Origin of the sequence: Coprobacter fastidiosus (assembly GCF_030296935.1) — a bacterium.
Classification (GTDB): Bacteria; Bacteroidota; Bacteroidia; order Bacteroidales; family Coprobacteraceae; genus Coprobacter; species Coprobacter fastidiosus.
Map to the genome: position 1 here is coordinate 3,189,164 of NZ_AP028032.1, position 15,253 is coordinate 3,204,416.

Annotated in this window: 13 protein-coding genes; 10 read left to right on the forward strand and 3 right to left on the reverse strand. The window is 38.9% G+C overall.

What is annotated here, in order from left to right; all coding sequences use genetic code 11:
• Positions 1 to 9 precede the first annotated feature (9 nt).
• The 5 genes from QUE35_RS12590 to QUE35_RS12610 all read left to right on the forward strand — a co-directional run bounded on the left by QUE35_RS12590 (position 10) and on the right by QUE35_RS12610 (position 6,249).
• Positions 10 to 1,482 (forward strand): RagB/SusD family nutrient uptake outer membrane protein, encoded by a 1,473-nt coding sequence (locus QUE35_RS12590; RefSeq protein ID WP_022601429.1) that lies wholly within the window; start codon positions 10 to 12, stop codon positions 1,480 to 1,482.
• 25 nt (positions 1,483 to 1,507) lie between these two features.
• Positions 1,508 to 2,386 carry a DUF4843 domain-containing protein gene (locus QUE35_RS12595; protein ID WP_147404896.1) on the forward strand — a complete coding sequence of 293 codons (879 nt, stop codon included), beginning with the start codon at positions 1,508 to 1,510 and terminating at the stop codon, positions 2,384 to 2,386.
• A 28-nt stretch (positions 2,387 to 2,414) separates the two neighbouring features.
• Positions 2,415 to 3,866: a hypothetical protein gene (locus QUE35_RS12600; RefSeq protein ID WP_022601426.1), complete on the forward strand. Its 1,452-nt coding sequence runs from the start codon at positions 2,415 to 2,417 to the stop codon at positions 3,864 to 3,866.
• A gap of 68 nt (positions 3,867 to 3,934) precedes the next feature.
• Positions 3,935 to 5,416 (forward strand): T9SS type A sorting domain-containing protein, encoded by a 1,482-nt coding sequence (locus QUE35_RS12605; RefSeq protein WP_022601424.1) that lies wholly within the window; start codon positions 3,935 to 3,937, stop codon positions 5,414 to 5,416.
• A 380-nt stretch (positions 5,417 to 5,796) separates the two neighbouring features.
• Positions 5,797 to 6,249 carry a GNAT family N-acetyltransferase gene (locus QUE35_RS12610; protein WP_022601422.1) on the forward strand — a complete coding sequence of 151 codons (453 nt, stop codon included), beginning with the start codon at positions 5,797 to 5,799 and terminating at the stop codon, positions 6,247 to 6,249.
• Positions 6,250 to 6,274: 25 nt separating this feature from the next.
• Here QUE35_RS12610 and QUE35_RS12615 read toward each other — a convergent pair whose 3' ends face one another.
• Entirely contained in the window at positions 6,275 to 6,688 is a 414-nt protein-coding gene (locus QUE35_RS12615) for a GtrA family protein (protein ID WP_044261709.1), read from the reverse strand.
• A gap of 585 nt (positions 6,689 to 7,273) precedes the next feature.
• The gene (gene dnaK, locus QUE35_RS12620) at positions 7,274 to 9,184 is read right to left on the reverse strand and encodes a molecular chaperone DnaK (RefSeq protein ID WP_022601418.1); all 1,911 of its coding nucleotides are present in this window, start codon (positions 9,182 to 9,184) and stop codon (positions 7,274 to 7,276) included.
• A 635-nt stretch (positions 9,185 to 9,819) separates the two neighbouring features.
• Here dnaK and mce point away from each other — a divergent pair.
• From mce to QUE35_RS12645, 5 genes are read left to right on the forward strand one after another with little or no spacing between them, the layout of a single operon-like run.
• A complete protein-coding gene (gene mce / locus QUE35_RS12625) occupies positions 9,820 to 10,233 on the forward strand; it encodes a methylmalonyl-CoA epimerase (protein WP_009317641.1) in 414 nt (137 codons plus the stop codon).
• 17 nt (positions 10,234 to 10,250) lie between these two features.
• The gene (locus QUE35_RS12630) at positions 10,251 to 11,804 is read left to right on the forward strand and encodes an acyl-CoA carboxylase subunit beta (RefSeq protein ID WP_022601414.1); all 1,554 of its coding nucleotides are present in this window, start codon (positions 10,251 to 10,253) and stop codon (positions 11,802 to 11,804) included.
• A gap of 23 nt (positions 11,805 to 11,827) precedes the next feature.
• Positions 11,828 to 12,715 (forward strand): OadG family transporter subunit, encoded by an 888-nt coding sequence (locus tag QUE35_RS12635; protein WP_022389582.1) that lies wholly within the window; start codon positions 11,828 to 11,830, stop codon positions 12,713 to 12,715.
• Positions 12,716 to 12,733: 18 nt separating this feature from the next.
• The gene (locus QUE35_RS12640; RefSeq protein ID WP_022389583.1) at positions 12,734 to 13,165 is read left to right on the forward strand and encodes a biotin/lipoyl-containing protein; all 432 of its coding nucleotides are present in this window, start codon (positions 12,734 to 12,736) and stop codon (positions 13,163 to 13,165) included.
• Between the two features lie 4 nt (positions 13,166 to 13,169).
• Positions 13,170 to 14,330: a sodium ion-translocating decarboxylase subunit beta gene (locus QUE35_RS12645; protein ID WP_022389584.1), complete on the forward strand. Its 1,161-nt coding sequence runs from the start codon at positions 13,170 to 13,172 to the stop codon at positions 14,328 to 14,330.
• A gap of 230 nt (positions 14,331 to 14,560) precedes the next feature.
• Here the strand turns inward: QUE35_RS12645 and QUE35_RS12650 are convergent, their stop codons facing one another.
• Entirely contained in the window at positions 14,561 to 15,127 is a 567-nt protein-coding gene (locus tag QUE35_RS12650) for a pentapeptide repeat-containing protein (protein ID WP_022389585.1), read from the reverse strand.
• Between the last annotated feature and the right edge of the window lie 126 nt (positions 15,128 to 15,253).

A 15,253-nucleotide genomic window follows, 5' to 3' on the forward strand; every position in this document is an offset into this window, starting at 1 on the left:
TTAAAGAATATGAAAACAATAAAATATATCAAACTCCTGCTTTGTGTGACGGTATTACCGTTGTTGTTGGCGAGTTGTGCAAATTTCTTGGATGTTAATCCGAAGGCGGAAGTGCTTGATAAAGATCTTTTTGAAACGGATGAAGGTGTTGAGGATGCTCTTTATGGGGTATATACGACTTATCGGTCTAATGAGATTTATGGAAAATATATATCTATACTTTATCCGGAAGCTATGTCTTTAAATTTTTCCGCAAAAGGTGGTGGAGGCTTAGACTACCTTGCTCATGCCGATTTTGAGAATGCTTCTGCACGTTCTTTATGTAATGCTACATGGAAAAAATCTTATCAGGCTATCGGTTATGTAAATAATATAATACAGAATTTGGAAGCAATCAGTCCGACAAAGTTCAGATATTATAATTTGTATAAGGGAGAAGCTTTGGGACTGCGGGCAATGTTGCATTTTGACTTGCTAAGGCTATTTGCCGTGGATTATAATGCTAATGACAGGGAAGCTTGGAATAAAGCTATACCTTATGTCACGCGTTACTCCTATGATATCACTCCATTTTATACGGTAGGTGAGGTATATAATAAAGTGATAAAGGACTTGAAAGATGCTGAAGTTTGTTTAGAAGAGGATCGGCAATTGGTTCAGGCAGAACGCACTAATATCGGCAGTTCTTTTACCGATTGTCGGGTTATTCACATGAATCTTTATGCTGTACAAGCTCTTTTGGCTAGAGTATATTGGATGAAACAGGATATGGATAGTGCAGCTATTTATGCCAAGAAAGTAATCGACAGTCAAAAGTTCCCGTTGATGACATCTTCTGATTTTGTTCAATTCGAGAGAGGGGTATTGAATATGAAAGAGACGATTTTTGGACTTTATGCACCTACTTATGCTTCAAATTGTTATTCGATATTCGGGAAAACAGGTAGTACGGATATGTTAACGTTAAATCCTGATTATGAAAATTGGTATAGTGATACACAAGGACCTACACCGGAAGGCTCTGATTTACGTCTATCTGCATGGTTCGGTTCTACACTTGAAGTAAGCCCGGCTTGTGTGAAAATGATCAATTCGATGTTTGATAGCGGTTCTACCGATTCACAATATTCAGGAGATTCATATCTTGGAGTAAGTTTGATTCGAGTTCCGGAGATGTATTATATCATGGCAGAGGCGTTGCTTGAAAAAGATCCTCAGCAAGCGACGGCTTATTTTGATAAAGTAATCGAATCGCGAGGCATGGTCAAATTTGCCGATCGCGTCGAGGGCGGAATTACAGCAGACGATATTTATATTGAACGGCGGAAAGAATTTTATGGAGAAGGACAGCAGTGGTTCAATATGAAGCGTTTGAAGAAAGATATTCAGATCAGCGAGTCGAATGTTCTGGACGGTCGTTTAGATAAAAACTATAAAATGTTGATCCCGAATGATGAGGATTTGCGTGATAATTATGAGTAAATTCATTATAATATTGAGTAAAGATATGGACAGATTAAAAAAATATGAAACAGGAATAGTCGGGAGTTTTTTGCTGTCGTTGCTTTTGCTGTTCAGCTCTTGTCAGAATACGGGTCTTATGTATGATGTTTCTCAGCCGGGTACTGTGTACTTTGTAAAAACAGCATCGGCCGATGCTCCGGTATGTTCGTTTGTTTTTGAAGCTGAGGATGAGATAACCTATGAAGTCCCGGTAAAACTGATGGGGATGCCTTGCAATTATGACCGGGAATTTGTAGTGACATTAAAACAAGATACAATGACTACGATAAAGGCGGGAGGTGTCAGCTATCCTGTCGAAACAGCCGAATTGGGAAAAGATTTCGATATGGGAAATTTGATTATACCAGCAGATTCTATCATGGGAAAAATCGTATTTACATTGCATCGCATTCCGGAGATGCAAAATACCTATCGAAGTGTGTTGATGGAAATCGGTACGAATGAAAATTTTATACCGTTATACGGAGATTATTATCGGTTCTTTATATCCGATGGAGATGTGCCTCTTCCGACATGGTGGAACAACGGAGGTACAGGTACGGGACTCATTGAAGGGTGGCAAATGTATATCGGTAAGTTTTTCCCGGAAAAATTCAGGCTGATGCTTGAATATTATTGGGATATGGAAGAAACACAACCTGAATTTTATGAAGAAGCTGTAAGTAAGTATGGCAAATATCTGGATAAAGAGGGTATTACGGCCGGATTTTATCAAAAAGACAATCCTGCTGTCTGGGCTAAGTATGTTCTGATCCCGTTGTATGAGCATTATAAGGCGAACCCTATTCCGAATGATTGTCCTTTTGCCGAGTCCGGCAATCAAGGTGAGTTTTGGCGTGATCCGGTTGCGTTGTACAGATGATATTATTTAATTGTAAAATATTTTTCTTATGCGGAAAATTAATATATGTTTTTTGATACTGCTGTTGTTGACAGGATGTTACGGTGTGGAAGAGCAAGAACTGACTCCGTTGGCAGAATTGACAATCGGTAATCCTACCGATGTGATTAATGCCGATTTGGGGATCGAATTGGTTTTTGATGCTCAGGTATCCAGTGCAAATGACCAAACGGTAAAATATGAATGGGCTTATGGCACTCCGAACCCGTCTTCTTCGGCTGTATATCCTATAAAAGGTGATCTGAAAGTAATCTCGACAGATCCTAACATAAGATATACGTTTACTCGTGTCGGCAATTATATTATGCGGTTGAAGATAGATAACGGCGAGTCTATTGTCTTTAAATTCTATACTTTAAATGTCAATTCGGGGTTGGACGAAGGAATCTTGATCTTGAATACCGATGATCAGGATCATAGTTTGCTGACATTCATTAAAACCCGAACTCCGGAAGAGGAAGAAGAAGGAGCGCAGGAAATATATGAAGATATTGTCGGGATGATAAATCCGGGTATTGAGATAACAAAAGGCGTCGATCTTTATATCGCCAATAAGAATTCAGAAGGTAACTATCCCGATCTGGTCGTTTCTTCGGCCGATGACAAAGGCTCGATTATCAGCATGGATCCCCGGAATTTTGAATTGAAGAAAGTTTTAAAAGTCGAGGAACTTTATCCCGGTGTAAAATGCCTCAATTTTGCCGGATTTTCTTCGTCTGCCAGTGGCCGATATACGATGATGAACGGAACGGACGGAGCCATTTACCGGTATGACCTGTTGACAAATGATGTTGCGCTTCGTACGGATTCGAGAAATTTAGGGGTCGAAAAAGCTTATTATGGCACATTTGATGACGATCATTATCATTTCTTCTATAAAGAATCGGTAATTTATGCTCCAAGCTATGCTAAGATCGATAGTACATCGGTTGCAAACGGATCGTCATTGACCGATTACAAAATCGTAAACATGGTTTTCAGAAGAAGAGGTTCAAGAGAATTATGGGTAATTACTCGTCGCAAGTCCGATAACAATATTGTATTGCACAAGATGTCCAGTACTTTTACTCAATATGCCAAACGATTGGATTATGCTGAAACAGAACCTATGGCTATGGATGAAAATTCGGTAATGATTACCACACGGAGATCGGCGCAGATGTACTATAATTATGACAACAAGGTTTATCGTTGGGATTACGCATCCCGTATTCCGACAATAAATTCGAAGCCTGCTATTACTCCTCCTGCAGGGGAAGAAATAACGACTTTGGGACGTAGTTATGATGAGAACTATCTCTATGTAGGTACTTATAACCCTGCCAGATCAGGGAAAAAAGGAAGCCTGTATATTTACGATTTTGCGACCCAAAATTTGGTGAAGAGTTACGAAGGAATTGTCGATAAGCCTGTAAAAATTCTTTATAAATATAGGATGTAAAAAAATAGAAGATTAATCAGGTCGGGCAAAAAAGAAATTTTCTGCCCGACCGTAAAAATTGACAGTGTATGAAAAAGAATTTACTAATTGCTTTGTTTGCCCTCTGTGCGTATAGTTTGTATGCCGACGGGCAGGTGGTGACTCTGGACAGCATCATGACCAGAGACGCGTATAACGATTTGTGGAAATCGGAAAAATATACTTATGACGAGAAACAGCAGATTGTGAAATATATCAAATGGGATAATACGGGAAGCAGTCTGAAACAGGATAGTACCTTTTATCGCTATGATGCGCAGGGGAATATGGTCTTTCGTGAGAAATGGACATACCCGCGCACTTCAAAGTATCCCGGATGGAGAGGTTCTTCTCGGGAAGAAAATGAATATTCTGCAGATGGGAAACTTTATAAGGAAAAAAGTTGGAGCTACTTTCAACCGAATGCCGATACCGAAGGGGAATGGTATGCGAATAGTGGATATACCTATACTTATTATGATAATGGGAGTATTCATACTAAGTTGATGGCAAGTGGCGGTTATAGAGATGGAACTGTGCAACCTTATACGGATAAATTGATGTATGTTTATGCCTATGACGATCAAGGACGTGTAATATTGGAAGAATCCTTCGATAAAAGTGCTTCAGAAGAATGGACGGAAAAAAGTAGCCGAAAAACTTTTGAATATAGTAATGAAAGACTGAAAGATGCTTCTCTTGAGTTATATGAAAATTGTGAAAATGGGGAATGGATACCGTCTAGTAAAACAATCAGAGCGTTTGACGATTCCGATAATTTGACACTTATAGAGTATTGGGATTATGATGAAACTTTAAAAAAATGGGAAGGCTCTTCGAAAATCGAATATACTTTGAATACAAAAGGAGATATACTTGGTTATTTAGGGTATGAGTGGGAAAATGATAATTGGAAAGTCTCTAAAAAGTCAGAGAATCAATATGATAATATTGGGAATATGACTCTTGTTCACATTTGGACAGTTGAGGATGATGGTAGTTTGAAAGATTTTTCCGAAACGGGGTATGGATATGATGATCAGGGACGGAAAAATATGACTGCTTATTATACTTATTCGAGTGGTGTGAAAATGGGAACTTTAAAATCTGAATATGTTTTTAATGATAAAGATCAGGAAATTGAAAAAACTACTTATCAGTGGAGTACGTTTGACAATAATTGGGAAGGGAAAAAGAAAGAAACCACTACCTATAATGAAAATGACGATATCGCATCTATAAAAGAAGATGTTTTTGACGGGTTCGAATATATGGACCAATATGTACATACATATTATTATACGGTTCATAATACCGGAGGTATTTCTGAAGCGAAGTCCGACACTATGAATTTTAAAGTTATGGTACAAACCGGCACTATACAAGTTGAAGTATCGGATGACAGCCCGGTTTCCTTTTATGACCTGAACGGTAAATTGATAAAGAGCAATAGTACGATATGTAGTTCTTTGTCGGCGGGTGTATATGTTGTAAAAGTCGGTGTTAATGCTGTTAAAGTAATGGTCCCTTAATTATTATTTCGAGAAGAATAGAGCCAAAAAGTCCGGATATATTATCGGATTTGGATGGGCTTTTAAAATAATACATCGCAAAAATAAATTTGAGAAAAGCGTAATGAATTAGCATAAATAGCTTTCGTTACGCTTTTTTTGTATTAAGGCATAGAAAACCTTATTGTAGCCAAATTGCACAGAAGTCCGGTCATCGGTTCATTATACTCTATGAGAGGGTGTAGTAGATTTCATCGTTTTTCTGCGCAATGGAAAAACGAAAGAATAAAATTGTAATATACTCATTACGCAGAAATACAAAAAAGCTCTGTTCTTCATAAACGATAAATAGTGCTTTTTTGTAACTTTATAGCCTATTTTAATCGATTATACATTCAAAAATGGAAATAGAAAAATTACAATATTTATCAGATGAAATTTTAGATGAGTTGTTGATAGTATGGGAAAAGTCTGTACGTAGTTCTCATCATTTCTTAAAAGAAGAAGATATAGAATATTTCCGACCGTTAATTCGAAATCAATATTTTCCGGCAGTTGAACTTTTTGTAATACGAAATGAAATCAGACAAATTGTCGCTTTTATGGGGTTAAGTGATGATATGTTAGAAATGTTGTTTGTACTGCCTGAAGAGCAAGGAAATGGTTATGGCAAAGGATTAGTGGATTATGCGATCAACAAATGTAATATCTATAAAGTAGATGTGAATGAAGATAACGAACAGGCTTATCAATTTTATTTGCATATGGGGTATGAAGCCATAGGACGAGATGAATATGATTCTTCAGGTAAACCTTTTCCTATTCTACACTTACAACAGCCGTCAAATCGTTGAAAGTGAAATTAATTTCCAGAGATATTTATCTGTTTTTATGAGGGTGAATCTTTTTTATCCATTTGAAAGATGGCTTCAGAGCCATACGTACCAGTAAAAAATTGATCGGAAGAATGACAATCCAAACAGGCATAGGGGCATACGCTTTGGGTACACCGAGAAATATGAATAAATTGAAACAAGATATTTGCAACAGATAGTTAATGACATGACTTCCGCAAAATCGGATTGCGTTTTTAACCGAAGGTTTGGTTTTGAATGTGTAGTAGTTCGATAATAAGAAGTTACAGACAAAACTGATAATGAATCCGGTAGTATAAGCAATGTTTAAAGAGAGAAAATTGCTTAGTGCTAAATAAATGCTATAATGTATGACCGTAATGATCGTACCGGTGACAATGAAGCGGAAAAGTTCACGGTAACGAAGCTTTTGTTTCATAAACGGCATTAATTCTAACTTAATAAATATTCGTTTTTGTGGAACTATGAATTATAAAATTCTGACAAATGTAATGTAAAAAGATTAGATACACAATTTTATTACCGATTTGCTTTATATTTTGTAGTATGATTTTTTTAAGAGCTTTTTGGAAGCTTGTTGTCGGTTGATTGATGTATCCTGTTTACAGGAATAGTTGTTAAACAGTTAATTGAATGTGGAAATTTACAATGGATTTTTTTAGAGAATTGGGAGATATAAAGTTCAATAAAAGGGCATTTCATTTTATTGCAATAAAGCCTGATCTCACCATTTACTACATCCTTCAAAATGGCTTTAATAAACTCTTGAACATCGATAGACAATATCTATAGTTCTGTTATCTTGTTTATATTCATATTTTAATTGTGAAATACGACTTTTGAGGGAGAAATATTACTGTTTGTAGATGAAGCCATCGGAAGTAATAAGGATCTGTATTAGTATCAAAGGCATAGCAACCATGAACCCCATAAACGCAAAAAGCGTGCAGCTCATTGAGCTGCACGCTTTTTACTATTTATTGTTACTGTCTTTTATTGCAGTTTATTTGACTTCCTCAAAGTCAACATCGGTTACGTGATCACCGTTGTTGTCATTGTTCGGAGCTGATTGTTGCTGCTGTTGAGCGCCAGCCTGTTGCTGTGCTCCTCCTTGTTGAGCATTATACAAATCTTGGGCTGCCGATTGAAGGGCAGTGTTTAATTCGGTTGTTGCCGAATCTATGCCGACCATGTCTTGTGCTTTGTGAGCTTCTTTCAATTTAGAAAGAGCACTTTCGATAGCAGACTTTTTGTCAGCCGGTATTTTATCACCCATTTCACTCAACTGTTTTTCAGTTTGGAAGATCAGAGAATCTGCATGGTTCAATTTGTCGATACGTTCTTTTTCTTTAGCATCAGCATCGGCATTTGCTGCAGCCTCTTCTTTCATCCGTTTGATTTCTTCTTCTGTCAAACCGCTTGAAGCTTCGATACGGATGCTTTGTTCTTTACCGGTTCCTTTATCTTTTGCAGATACGTTCAATATACCGTTGGCATCGATATCGAATGTTACTTCGATTTGAGGAACACCACGCATAGCAGCGGGGATTCCATCGAGATGGAAACGTCCGATTGTTTTGTTATCTTTTGCCATAGGACGTTCACCTTGCAGTACATGTATTTCTACAGAAGGCTGATTATCTACGGCGGTAGAGAATACTTCCGATTTACGTGTCGGAATAGTCGTATTCGCATCGATTAATTTCGTCATGACGCCACCGAGAGTCTCGATACCTAAAGAAAGCGGGGTAACATCCAACAACAATACATCTTTGACATCTCCTGTCAATACAGCACCTTGAATAGCAGCACCGACAGCAACGACTTCATCGGGATTTACACCTTTTGAAGGAGCTTTGCCGAAGAATTTTTCGACGATAGCCTGTACTGCCGGAATACGAGTAGAACCACCGACAAGGATTACTTCATTTATATCAGAAGCACTTAATCCTGCATCTTTCAAAGCCTGACGACAAGGTTCGATAGTCGCCTGAATCAATTTGTCTGCCAGTTGTTCGAATTTAGCACGGGTTAGAGTTTTCACCAAGTGTTTGGGCACTCCGTTCACAGGCATAATATACGGCAAGTTTATCTCAGTAGAAGTCGTACTCGATAGTTCGATTTTCGCTTTTTCAGCAGCCTCTTTCAGACGTTGTAAAGCCATCGGATCTTTGCGTAAATCTACGCCTTCTTCTTTCTGGAACTCATCAGCAAGCCAGTCGATGATAACATGGTCGAAGTCATCACCCCCAAGGTGAGTGTCACCGTTTGTGGATTTTACTTCAAATACACCGTCTCCTAATTCGAGGATAGAAATATCGAATGTACCTCCACCTAAGTCGAATACGGCGATCTTCATGTCTTTATTAGCTTTATCGAGCCCGTATGCCAAAGCTGCGGCAGTCGGCTCGTTTACAATACGTCTTACGTTCAATCCGGCGATTTCTCCGGCTTCTTTAGTCGCTTGACGTTGAGCATCGTTAAAATATGCCGGAACGGTAATAACGGCTTCGTTTACTTCCTGGCCTAAATAGTCTTCGGCTGTTTTTTTCATTTTCTGAAGAATCATAGCCGAAATTTCCTGAGGAGAATAAAGACGTCCGTCAATATCGATTCTCGGAGTATTGTTTTCGCTTTTGACAACCTTATAAGGAACACGAGCTATTTCGGAAGCTACTTGATCATAAGTTTCTCCCATGAAACGTTTAATGGAGAAAATCGTACGTGTAGGGTTGGTGATCGCCTGACGTTTTGCCGGGTCTCCGACTTTACGTTCACCTCCGTCTACGAATGCAACAATAGAAGGAGTCGTTCTACGACCTTCGCTGTTCGCAATAACAACCGGTTCTGAACCTTCCATAACGGAAACACAAGAGTTGGTTGTTCCTAAGTCTATTCCAATAATTTTTCCCATCGTAATTATTTTTTTAATTGTTTATATTCTTGATTTTAATTTGTATCGTTTGTCTGATCGGAGTATTGATTTATCCGTACCTTTTAAACGGTAGCACAAGTAGTGTATCAAATCATGTGCCAGAAAAAATGAGTTTATGTTTCCATTTTTTTGTCAGTTTGTACGGCTATTTTACCAAATATTTGTCATATTTTTCTGTCGAATTGGCAGAATTTAAGTAAAAAATAAATTCTATATTCATTCTTTCATCAGGGTTGACCGGATAGATTTCTAACAAATTCGGAAAGAAATAGTTTACACCGGAACAGCCTGTTTTTTAATTTGGTATTTGTCGTGAAAATCATTTACGATATGTCGGACGGAACTGATATGGAAATGTTTTAAATCACGAGATTGAGATTAACGGATAAACGCTTTTCTGAAGTCGGTGGAATCGGAAAGAAGTCTTGGACGTATTGAAAATAAGAGAAAGTCGGTTTTGTATAGATTTGTAACCGTATTTATTTATGGAAATATTTCTTTATATGGGTTTATTCTTTTATATTTGTCGGGAATGGTCCGGGATTTCGTTCTGGAAACCCGGTTTCTTTATTCTTATTTATATTGATTAAATTGACTAATTAAATTTTTATATTATGAATTTGACACATATCGAACATTTGGGGATTGCTGTGAAAAGTATTGAAGAAGCTCTTCCCTATTATGAAGGAGTTTTAGGTTTAAAATGTTATTCGGTAGAAGAGGTTGCCGATCAGAAAGTAAAAACTGCTTTTTTTAAAGTCGGCCAGACTAAAATAGAATTGTTAGAGCCTACTAGTGAAGATAGTACGATTGCGAAGTTTATCGAGAAACGGGGAGAGGGCATTCATCATATCGCATTTGCCGTAGATGGCGTGGCCGATGCTTTAGCCGAAGTGGAAAGCAAGGGAGTGAGACTTATCGATAAAGCTCCTCGTAAAGGAGCGGAAGGGTTGAATATAGCGTTTTTGCATCCGAAATCGACTTGCAGCGTATTGACCGAATTGTGTGAAGATCCAAATAAAAAATAAACAATAAATCCATTACCATGAGTAATCAACTTGAAAAAGTGAAAGAGCTGATCGCTTTGCGGGAACAGGCTCGTTTAGGAGGGGGAGAGAGACGTATCGAATCTCAACATAAGAAAGGTAAATATACGGCTCGCGAACGTATTTCTATGCTACTGGACGAGGGCTCTTTTGAAGAAATAGATATGTTTGTGCGGCATAGAAGCGTAAATTTCGGAATTGACAAAGAAAGCTATTTGGGCGATGGCGTAGTGACCGGAACGGGAACGATTGCCGGACGTCTGGTGTATGTTTTTGCTCAGGACTTTACCGTGTTCGGAGGTTCTCTTTCCGAAACTTTTGCTATGAAGATATGTAAGATTATGGATCAGGCCATGAAGATGGGTGCACCGGTAATCGGGATCAATGATTCCGGTGGTGCTCGTATTCAAGAAGGGGTTAATGCTTTGGCTGGATATGCCGAAATATTTCAGCGGAATATTTTGGCATCTGGGGTCATCCCTCAAATCTCAGGTATATTCGGACCATGTGCCGGAGGATCGGTATATTCTCCCGCTCTTACCGATTTTAATATTATGACCCGTGGTACTAGTTACATGTTTCTTACCGGACCGAAAGTCGTAAAGACTGTTACGGGTGAAGATGTGACTCAAGAGCAGTTAGGCGGGGCAAGTGTGCATGCTACAAAATCGGGAGTGGCACATTTTGCGGTAGATACGGAAGAAGACGGATTGAAGTTGATCCGGCATCTGATGAGTTTCTTGCCTCAGAATAATATGGAAGAACCGCCGTTGGTAGATTGTGAAGATCCGATAGATCGCCTTGAAGATTCGTTAAATGATATTATACCGGATGAGCCGAATCGTGCTTATGACATGTATGAAGTAATCGGAGCGATTATCGATAATGGCGAGTTCCTTGAAGTGCATAAAGATTATGCACAAAACATTATTGTAGGTTTTGCTCGTTTTAACGGCCAGTCGGTAGGTATTATTGCTAATCAGCCCAATAAGATGGCCGGAGTACTTGATATAAATGCTTCTCGGAAGGCCGCCCGTTTTGTGCGTTTCTGCGATGCTTTCAATATACCTTTAGTAACTTTGGTAGATGTTCCGGGATTCTTGCCGGGAACGGGACAGGAGTATGGCGGAGTAATTTTACATGGTGCTAAGTTATTATATGCGTATGGTGAGGCTACCGTACCTAAAGTGACCGTTACATTACGTAAATCTTATGGAGGAGCTTATTGTGTGATGAGTTCTAAACATTTGCGGGGGGATGTCAATTATGCATGGCCGACTGCTGAAATTGCCGTTATGGGTCCGTCCGGAGCAGTAGAAGTGATATTTGCTAAGGAAGTAGCAGCTTCGGAGAATCCTGCTGCTACGGCTGCTGAAAAAGAGGCTGAATATAAAAAAGTTTTTGCTAATCCTTATAATGCAGCCCGTTACGGTTATATCGACGATGTGATCGAGCCGCGCAATACCCGTTTCCGTATTATTCGTGCCTTGCAGCAATTACAGACGAAAAAGTTGACTAATCCGGCAAAGAAACACGATAATCTGCCATTGTAGTAACTCTTAAAAATTTGAGAAGTATGGTAAAACGTAGTATAGGAGTATTGCTGCTGGTTTTGGCTTCTGTGTGTACTGTAACAGCGCAATCGACTTCAGCTTTGCGGATCAACGAGGTGTTGACGAATAATGTAAGCAATTATGTCGATCCTTTTGGTAATCGGGGAGCTTGGATTGAGATTTATAATTCTTCTGCCGGGACAGTGCAGATGGCGGGTTGTTATATTACTAATGATAAGAGTAACCCGAAAAAATACATGATCTCTAAAGGAGATCTTAAGACAAAGATAGGACCTCGTCAGCGTGTTCTTTTGTGGGCGGATAATCTGACCCATCATGGAGCATTTCATACGAATTTCGTATTAGAGCCGAATAAAGAAAATTATATCGGTCTGTTCGATGCAAGTGGTAAGAATCTGATCGATGAGGTCATTGTTCCTCCTCTAGGACCTGATGAGAGCTATGGTGCTCCGGTAGATGGGAGCAGGGAATTGAAAATACTTCCGCATCCTACACCTGATGCGGCAAACTATGTAGAAAATAGCAATCCGAAAGTAGATAAATTTGCAGAAAAAGATCCGGATGGCGTTGCTATGTCATTGACGGCGATGTCTGTTGTATTTCTCGCTTTGATACTTTTATATTTGGTATTTAAGCAGATTGGTCGTACGGCCGTTTGGATGAGCGCCAAACGGGCAATGAAAGCTAAAGGAGGAGATTTGAAGAGTGCTAAAGAAGAAGCAGATATCCCGGGAGAAGTTTTGGCTGTGATATCGTTGGCTTTATATGAGTATATGGAGGCAGAACATGATTATGAAGAAACTATTCTGACGATGAAGCATGTTACGCGCCGTTATTCTCCGTGGAACTCTAAGATCTACGGCTTGCGTGAATTACCTACAAAAAAATAACTCAGAAATTTTATACACATGAAAGATTTTAAATATAAAATAAACGGTAATCTTTATAAGGTAAGTATTAATAGTGTAGATGAGTCTGTTGCCGAAGTGGAGGTAAATGGAACTCCTTATAAAGTGCAATTGGATAAACCTGCAAAAAAACAAATAAAACCGTTGACTCGTCCGCAAGCTGCTCCTGTGACTCCTACCGGAGAGCCGGTGGTGAGCCGCCCGGTAGCTTCTACAACGGCAGGTGCTGTCCGCACTCCGCTGCCCGGTGTTATTCTCGAAATATCGGTTAAGGTTGGAGACACGGTAAAACGCGGTCAGAAAGTGGCGATTCTTGAAGCTATGAAAATGGAGAATGTCATTAATGCCGATCGGGATGGAAAAGTAACTGAAATAAAAGTAAACAAAGGAGATTCTGTACTCGAAGGTGCGGATATTCTGATTATAGGATAAGCGTATGGGTGGGGAATTTTTAGCATTCTTAAGTGAGAATATTCAGGAGTTTTTCACTTATACCGGGTTTGCCAATTTTGAGATGGGAAACCTGATAATGATTCTTTGCGGTATCCTTTTTATTTATCTGGCTATTGCAAAAGAGTTTGAACCGATGTTGCTTATTCCTATCGGTTTCGGTATTTTGATCGGAAATATTCCTTTTAAAGATGCCGGATTGCAGGTGGGGATTTATGAAGAAGGCTCGGTGTTGAATATCCTTTATCAAGGTGTGGTGCAGGGATGGTATCCTCCTTTGATCTTTTTGGGAATCGGTGCAATGACCGACTTTTCGGCTTTGATATCGAATCCTAAACTTATGCTTATAGGAGCTGCTGCTCAATTCGGTATTTTCGGAGCTTATGCAATTGCGTTGATGATGGGGTTTGAGCCCAATCAGGCAGGGGCGATCGGTATTATCGGCGGGGCTGACGGACCTACTGCAATTTTCTTGTCTTCGAAACTTGCTCCTAACCTTATGGGTGCTATCGCTATTTCAGCCTATTCCTATATGGCATTAGTCCCGGTGATACAGCCTCCTATTATGCGTTTGCTGACGACTAAAAAGGAAAGGCTTATCCGGATGAAACCTCCTCGTGTCGTATCTCAGACGGAGAAGATAATTTTCCCTATTGCAGGTTTGCTGTTGACTTGTTTCTTAGTGCCTTCGGGCCTTCCTTTGTTGGGAATGCTATTCTTCGGAAATTTATTGAAAGAGAGTGGAGTAACTCGTCGTCTTGCCGAAACAGCACGTGGACCGCTAATCGATGTCATTACGATTTTGCTGGGTGTTACGGTAGGTGCTTCGACTCAGGCATCGCAGTTCTTGACGATGGACTCTGTGAAAATATTCGCTTTAGGTGCTTTGTCATTTGTAATTGCTACGGCTGCCGGAATTTTATTTGTTAAGTTTTTTAATCTGTTTTTGAAAAAAGGAAATAAGATCAATCCGTTGATCGGAAATTCCGGAGTATCGGCTGTGCCCGATTCGGCACGTATATCTCAGGTAGTAGGGTTGGAATATGATCCGACTAACTATTTGTTGATGCATGCTATGGGACCTAATGTTGCGGGAGTTATAGGTTCTGCTGTTGCAGCCGGTATTTTGTTGGGATTCCTTGCATAAGGCATATATTGTATAGAAAAAACAGGGATTTTACCAAAAGTAAAATCTCTGTTTTTTTTAGAGTTTGTTCAAATTTTTATCTGGAGATAAATAATGATGATTGAGACAGAGGGGGTGAGAATTGATTATAATTAGGGGAGAGAGTCAAAAAAGCATTTTATTACAAGTGGAGTGGATTGGAAAAAGAAAACATTTCCATAAAATTTAAACAAGACACTTAATTGGTAGGGTTATTCGATTATAATTCCGTATCGCTCTAATAATCCTGGAAGTCCGTTGAGGGAAAAACGAGCGCCTTTTAATCGGTTTGTTTCTGGATTGATGGAATAGTAATTTGATGTGCGGAAGTCGGCTTTCTCCAAATTTGCGTGATCGAATATTGCCCTGTATAAGTTGCACTCCTGAAAAGATGCGTTGGTTAAATCTGTTTCGGTGAAATCGGCTTCTTGCAGATCACATTTATTGAAACAAGCTTCTTTTAACTTGAGATTATAAAAAACAGATAGTCGCAATGAACAGTTTTCGAATCTGAACGAAAGGAGAAAACGACGGCACTCATTGAATTGAACTCCCAGAATCTTACATCCGAGAAAGTCTATTTCGCTTAAAGTCGTATTGTTCATTTTGGATAAGCTGAGGTCGCAGCTTTCGAATTTGCATTCTCTGAAAATTTTATGGGATAGGTCACAATTATGAAATATGCAATTCTTAAAAATGCATTGTTCATATTCGTTGCAGAGAGGAGTTTCATTAAAGTTGATTCCGGAAATCAGTTGACCAAAGATATATGACTCCATAGATTGAGAATTTTATATTTTTATCATATATGAGAATAATCAGATCAAAAGTAAGAATTTTATAAAAAGAGTTCTTTGTTATGGATAAAAAGAATAGGTAATGTTTGTGGAGTTTAGAAAATATTG

Excerpts from the sequence above, each read along its gene's own strand:
- QUE35_RS12630 (WP_022601414.1), top strand. The coding sequence starts at position 10,251 with ATGAGTAATCAACTTGAAAAAGTGAAAGAGCTGATCGCTTTGCGGGAA.
- mce (WP_009317641.1), top strand. The coding sequence starts at position 9,820 with ATGAATTTGACACATATCGAACATTTGGGGATTGCTGTGAAAAGTATT.
- QUE35_RS12650 (WP_022389585.1), bottom strand. The coding sequence starts at position 15,127 with ATGGAGTCATATATCTTTGGTCAACTGATTTCCGGAATCAACTTTAAT.
- dnaK (WP_022601418.1), bottom strand. The coding sequence starts at position 9,184 with ATGGGAAAAATTATTGGAATAGACTTAGGAACAACCAACTCTTGTGTT.
- QUE35_RS12590 (WP_022601429.1), top strand. The coding sequence starts at position 10 with ATGAAAACAATAAAATATATCAAACTCCTGCTTTGTGTGACGGTATTA.
- QUE35_RS12640 (WP_022389583.1), top strand. The coding sequence starts at position 12,734 with ATGAAAGATTTTAAATATAAAATAAACGGTAATCTTTATAAGGTAAGT.
- QUE35_RS12600 (WP_022601426.1), top strand. The coding sequence starts at position 2,415 with ATGCGGAAAATTAATATATGTTTTTTGATACTGCTGTTGTTGACAGGA.
- QUE35_RS12610 (WP_022601422.1), top strand. The coding sequence starts at position 5,797 with ATGGAAATAGAAAAATTACAATATTTATCAGATGAAATTTTAGATGAG.
- QUE35_RS12595 (WP_147404896.1), top strand. The coding sequence starts at position 1,508 with ATGGACAGATTAAAAAAATATGAAACAGGAATAGTCGGGAGTTTTTTG.
- QUE35_RS12645 (WP_022389584.1), top strand. The coding sequence starts at position 13,170 with ATGGGTGGGGAATTTTTAGCATTCTTAAGTGAGAATATTCAGGAGTTT.
- QUE35_RS12615 (WP_044261709.1), bottom strand. The coding sequence starts at position 6,688 with ATGAAACAAAAGCTTCGTTACCGTGAACTTTTCCGCTTCATTGTCACC.
- QUE35_RS12605 (WP_022601424.1), top strand. The coding sequence starts at position 3,935 with ATGAAAAAGAATTTACTAATTGCTTTGTTTGCCCTCTGTGCGTATAGT.
- QUE35_RS12635 (WP_022389582.1), top strand. The coding sequence starts at position 11,828 with ATGGTAAAACGTAGTATAGGAGTATTGCTGCTGGTTTTGGCTTCTGTG.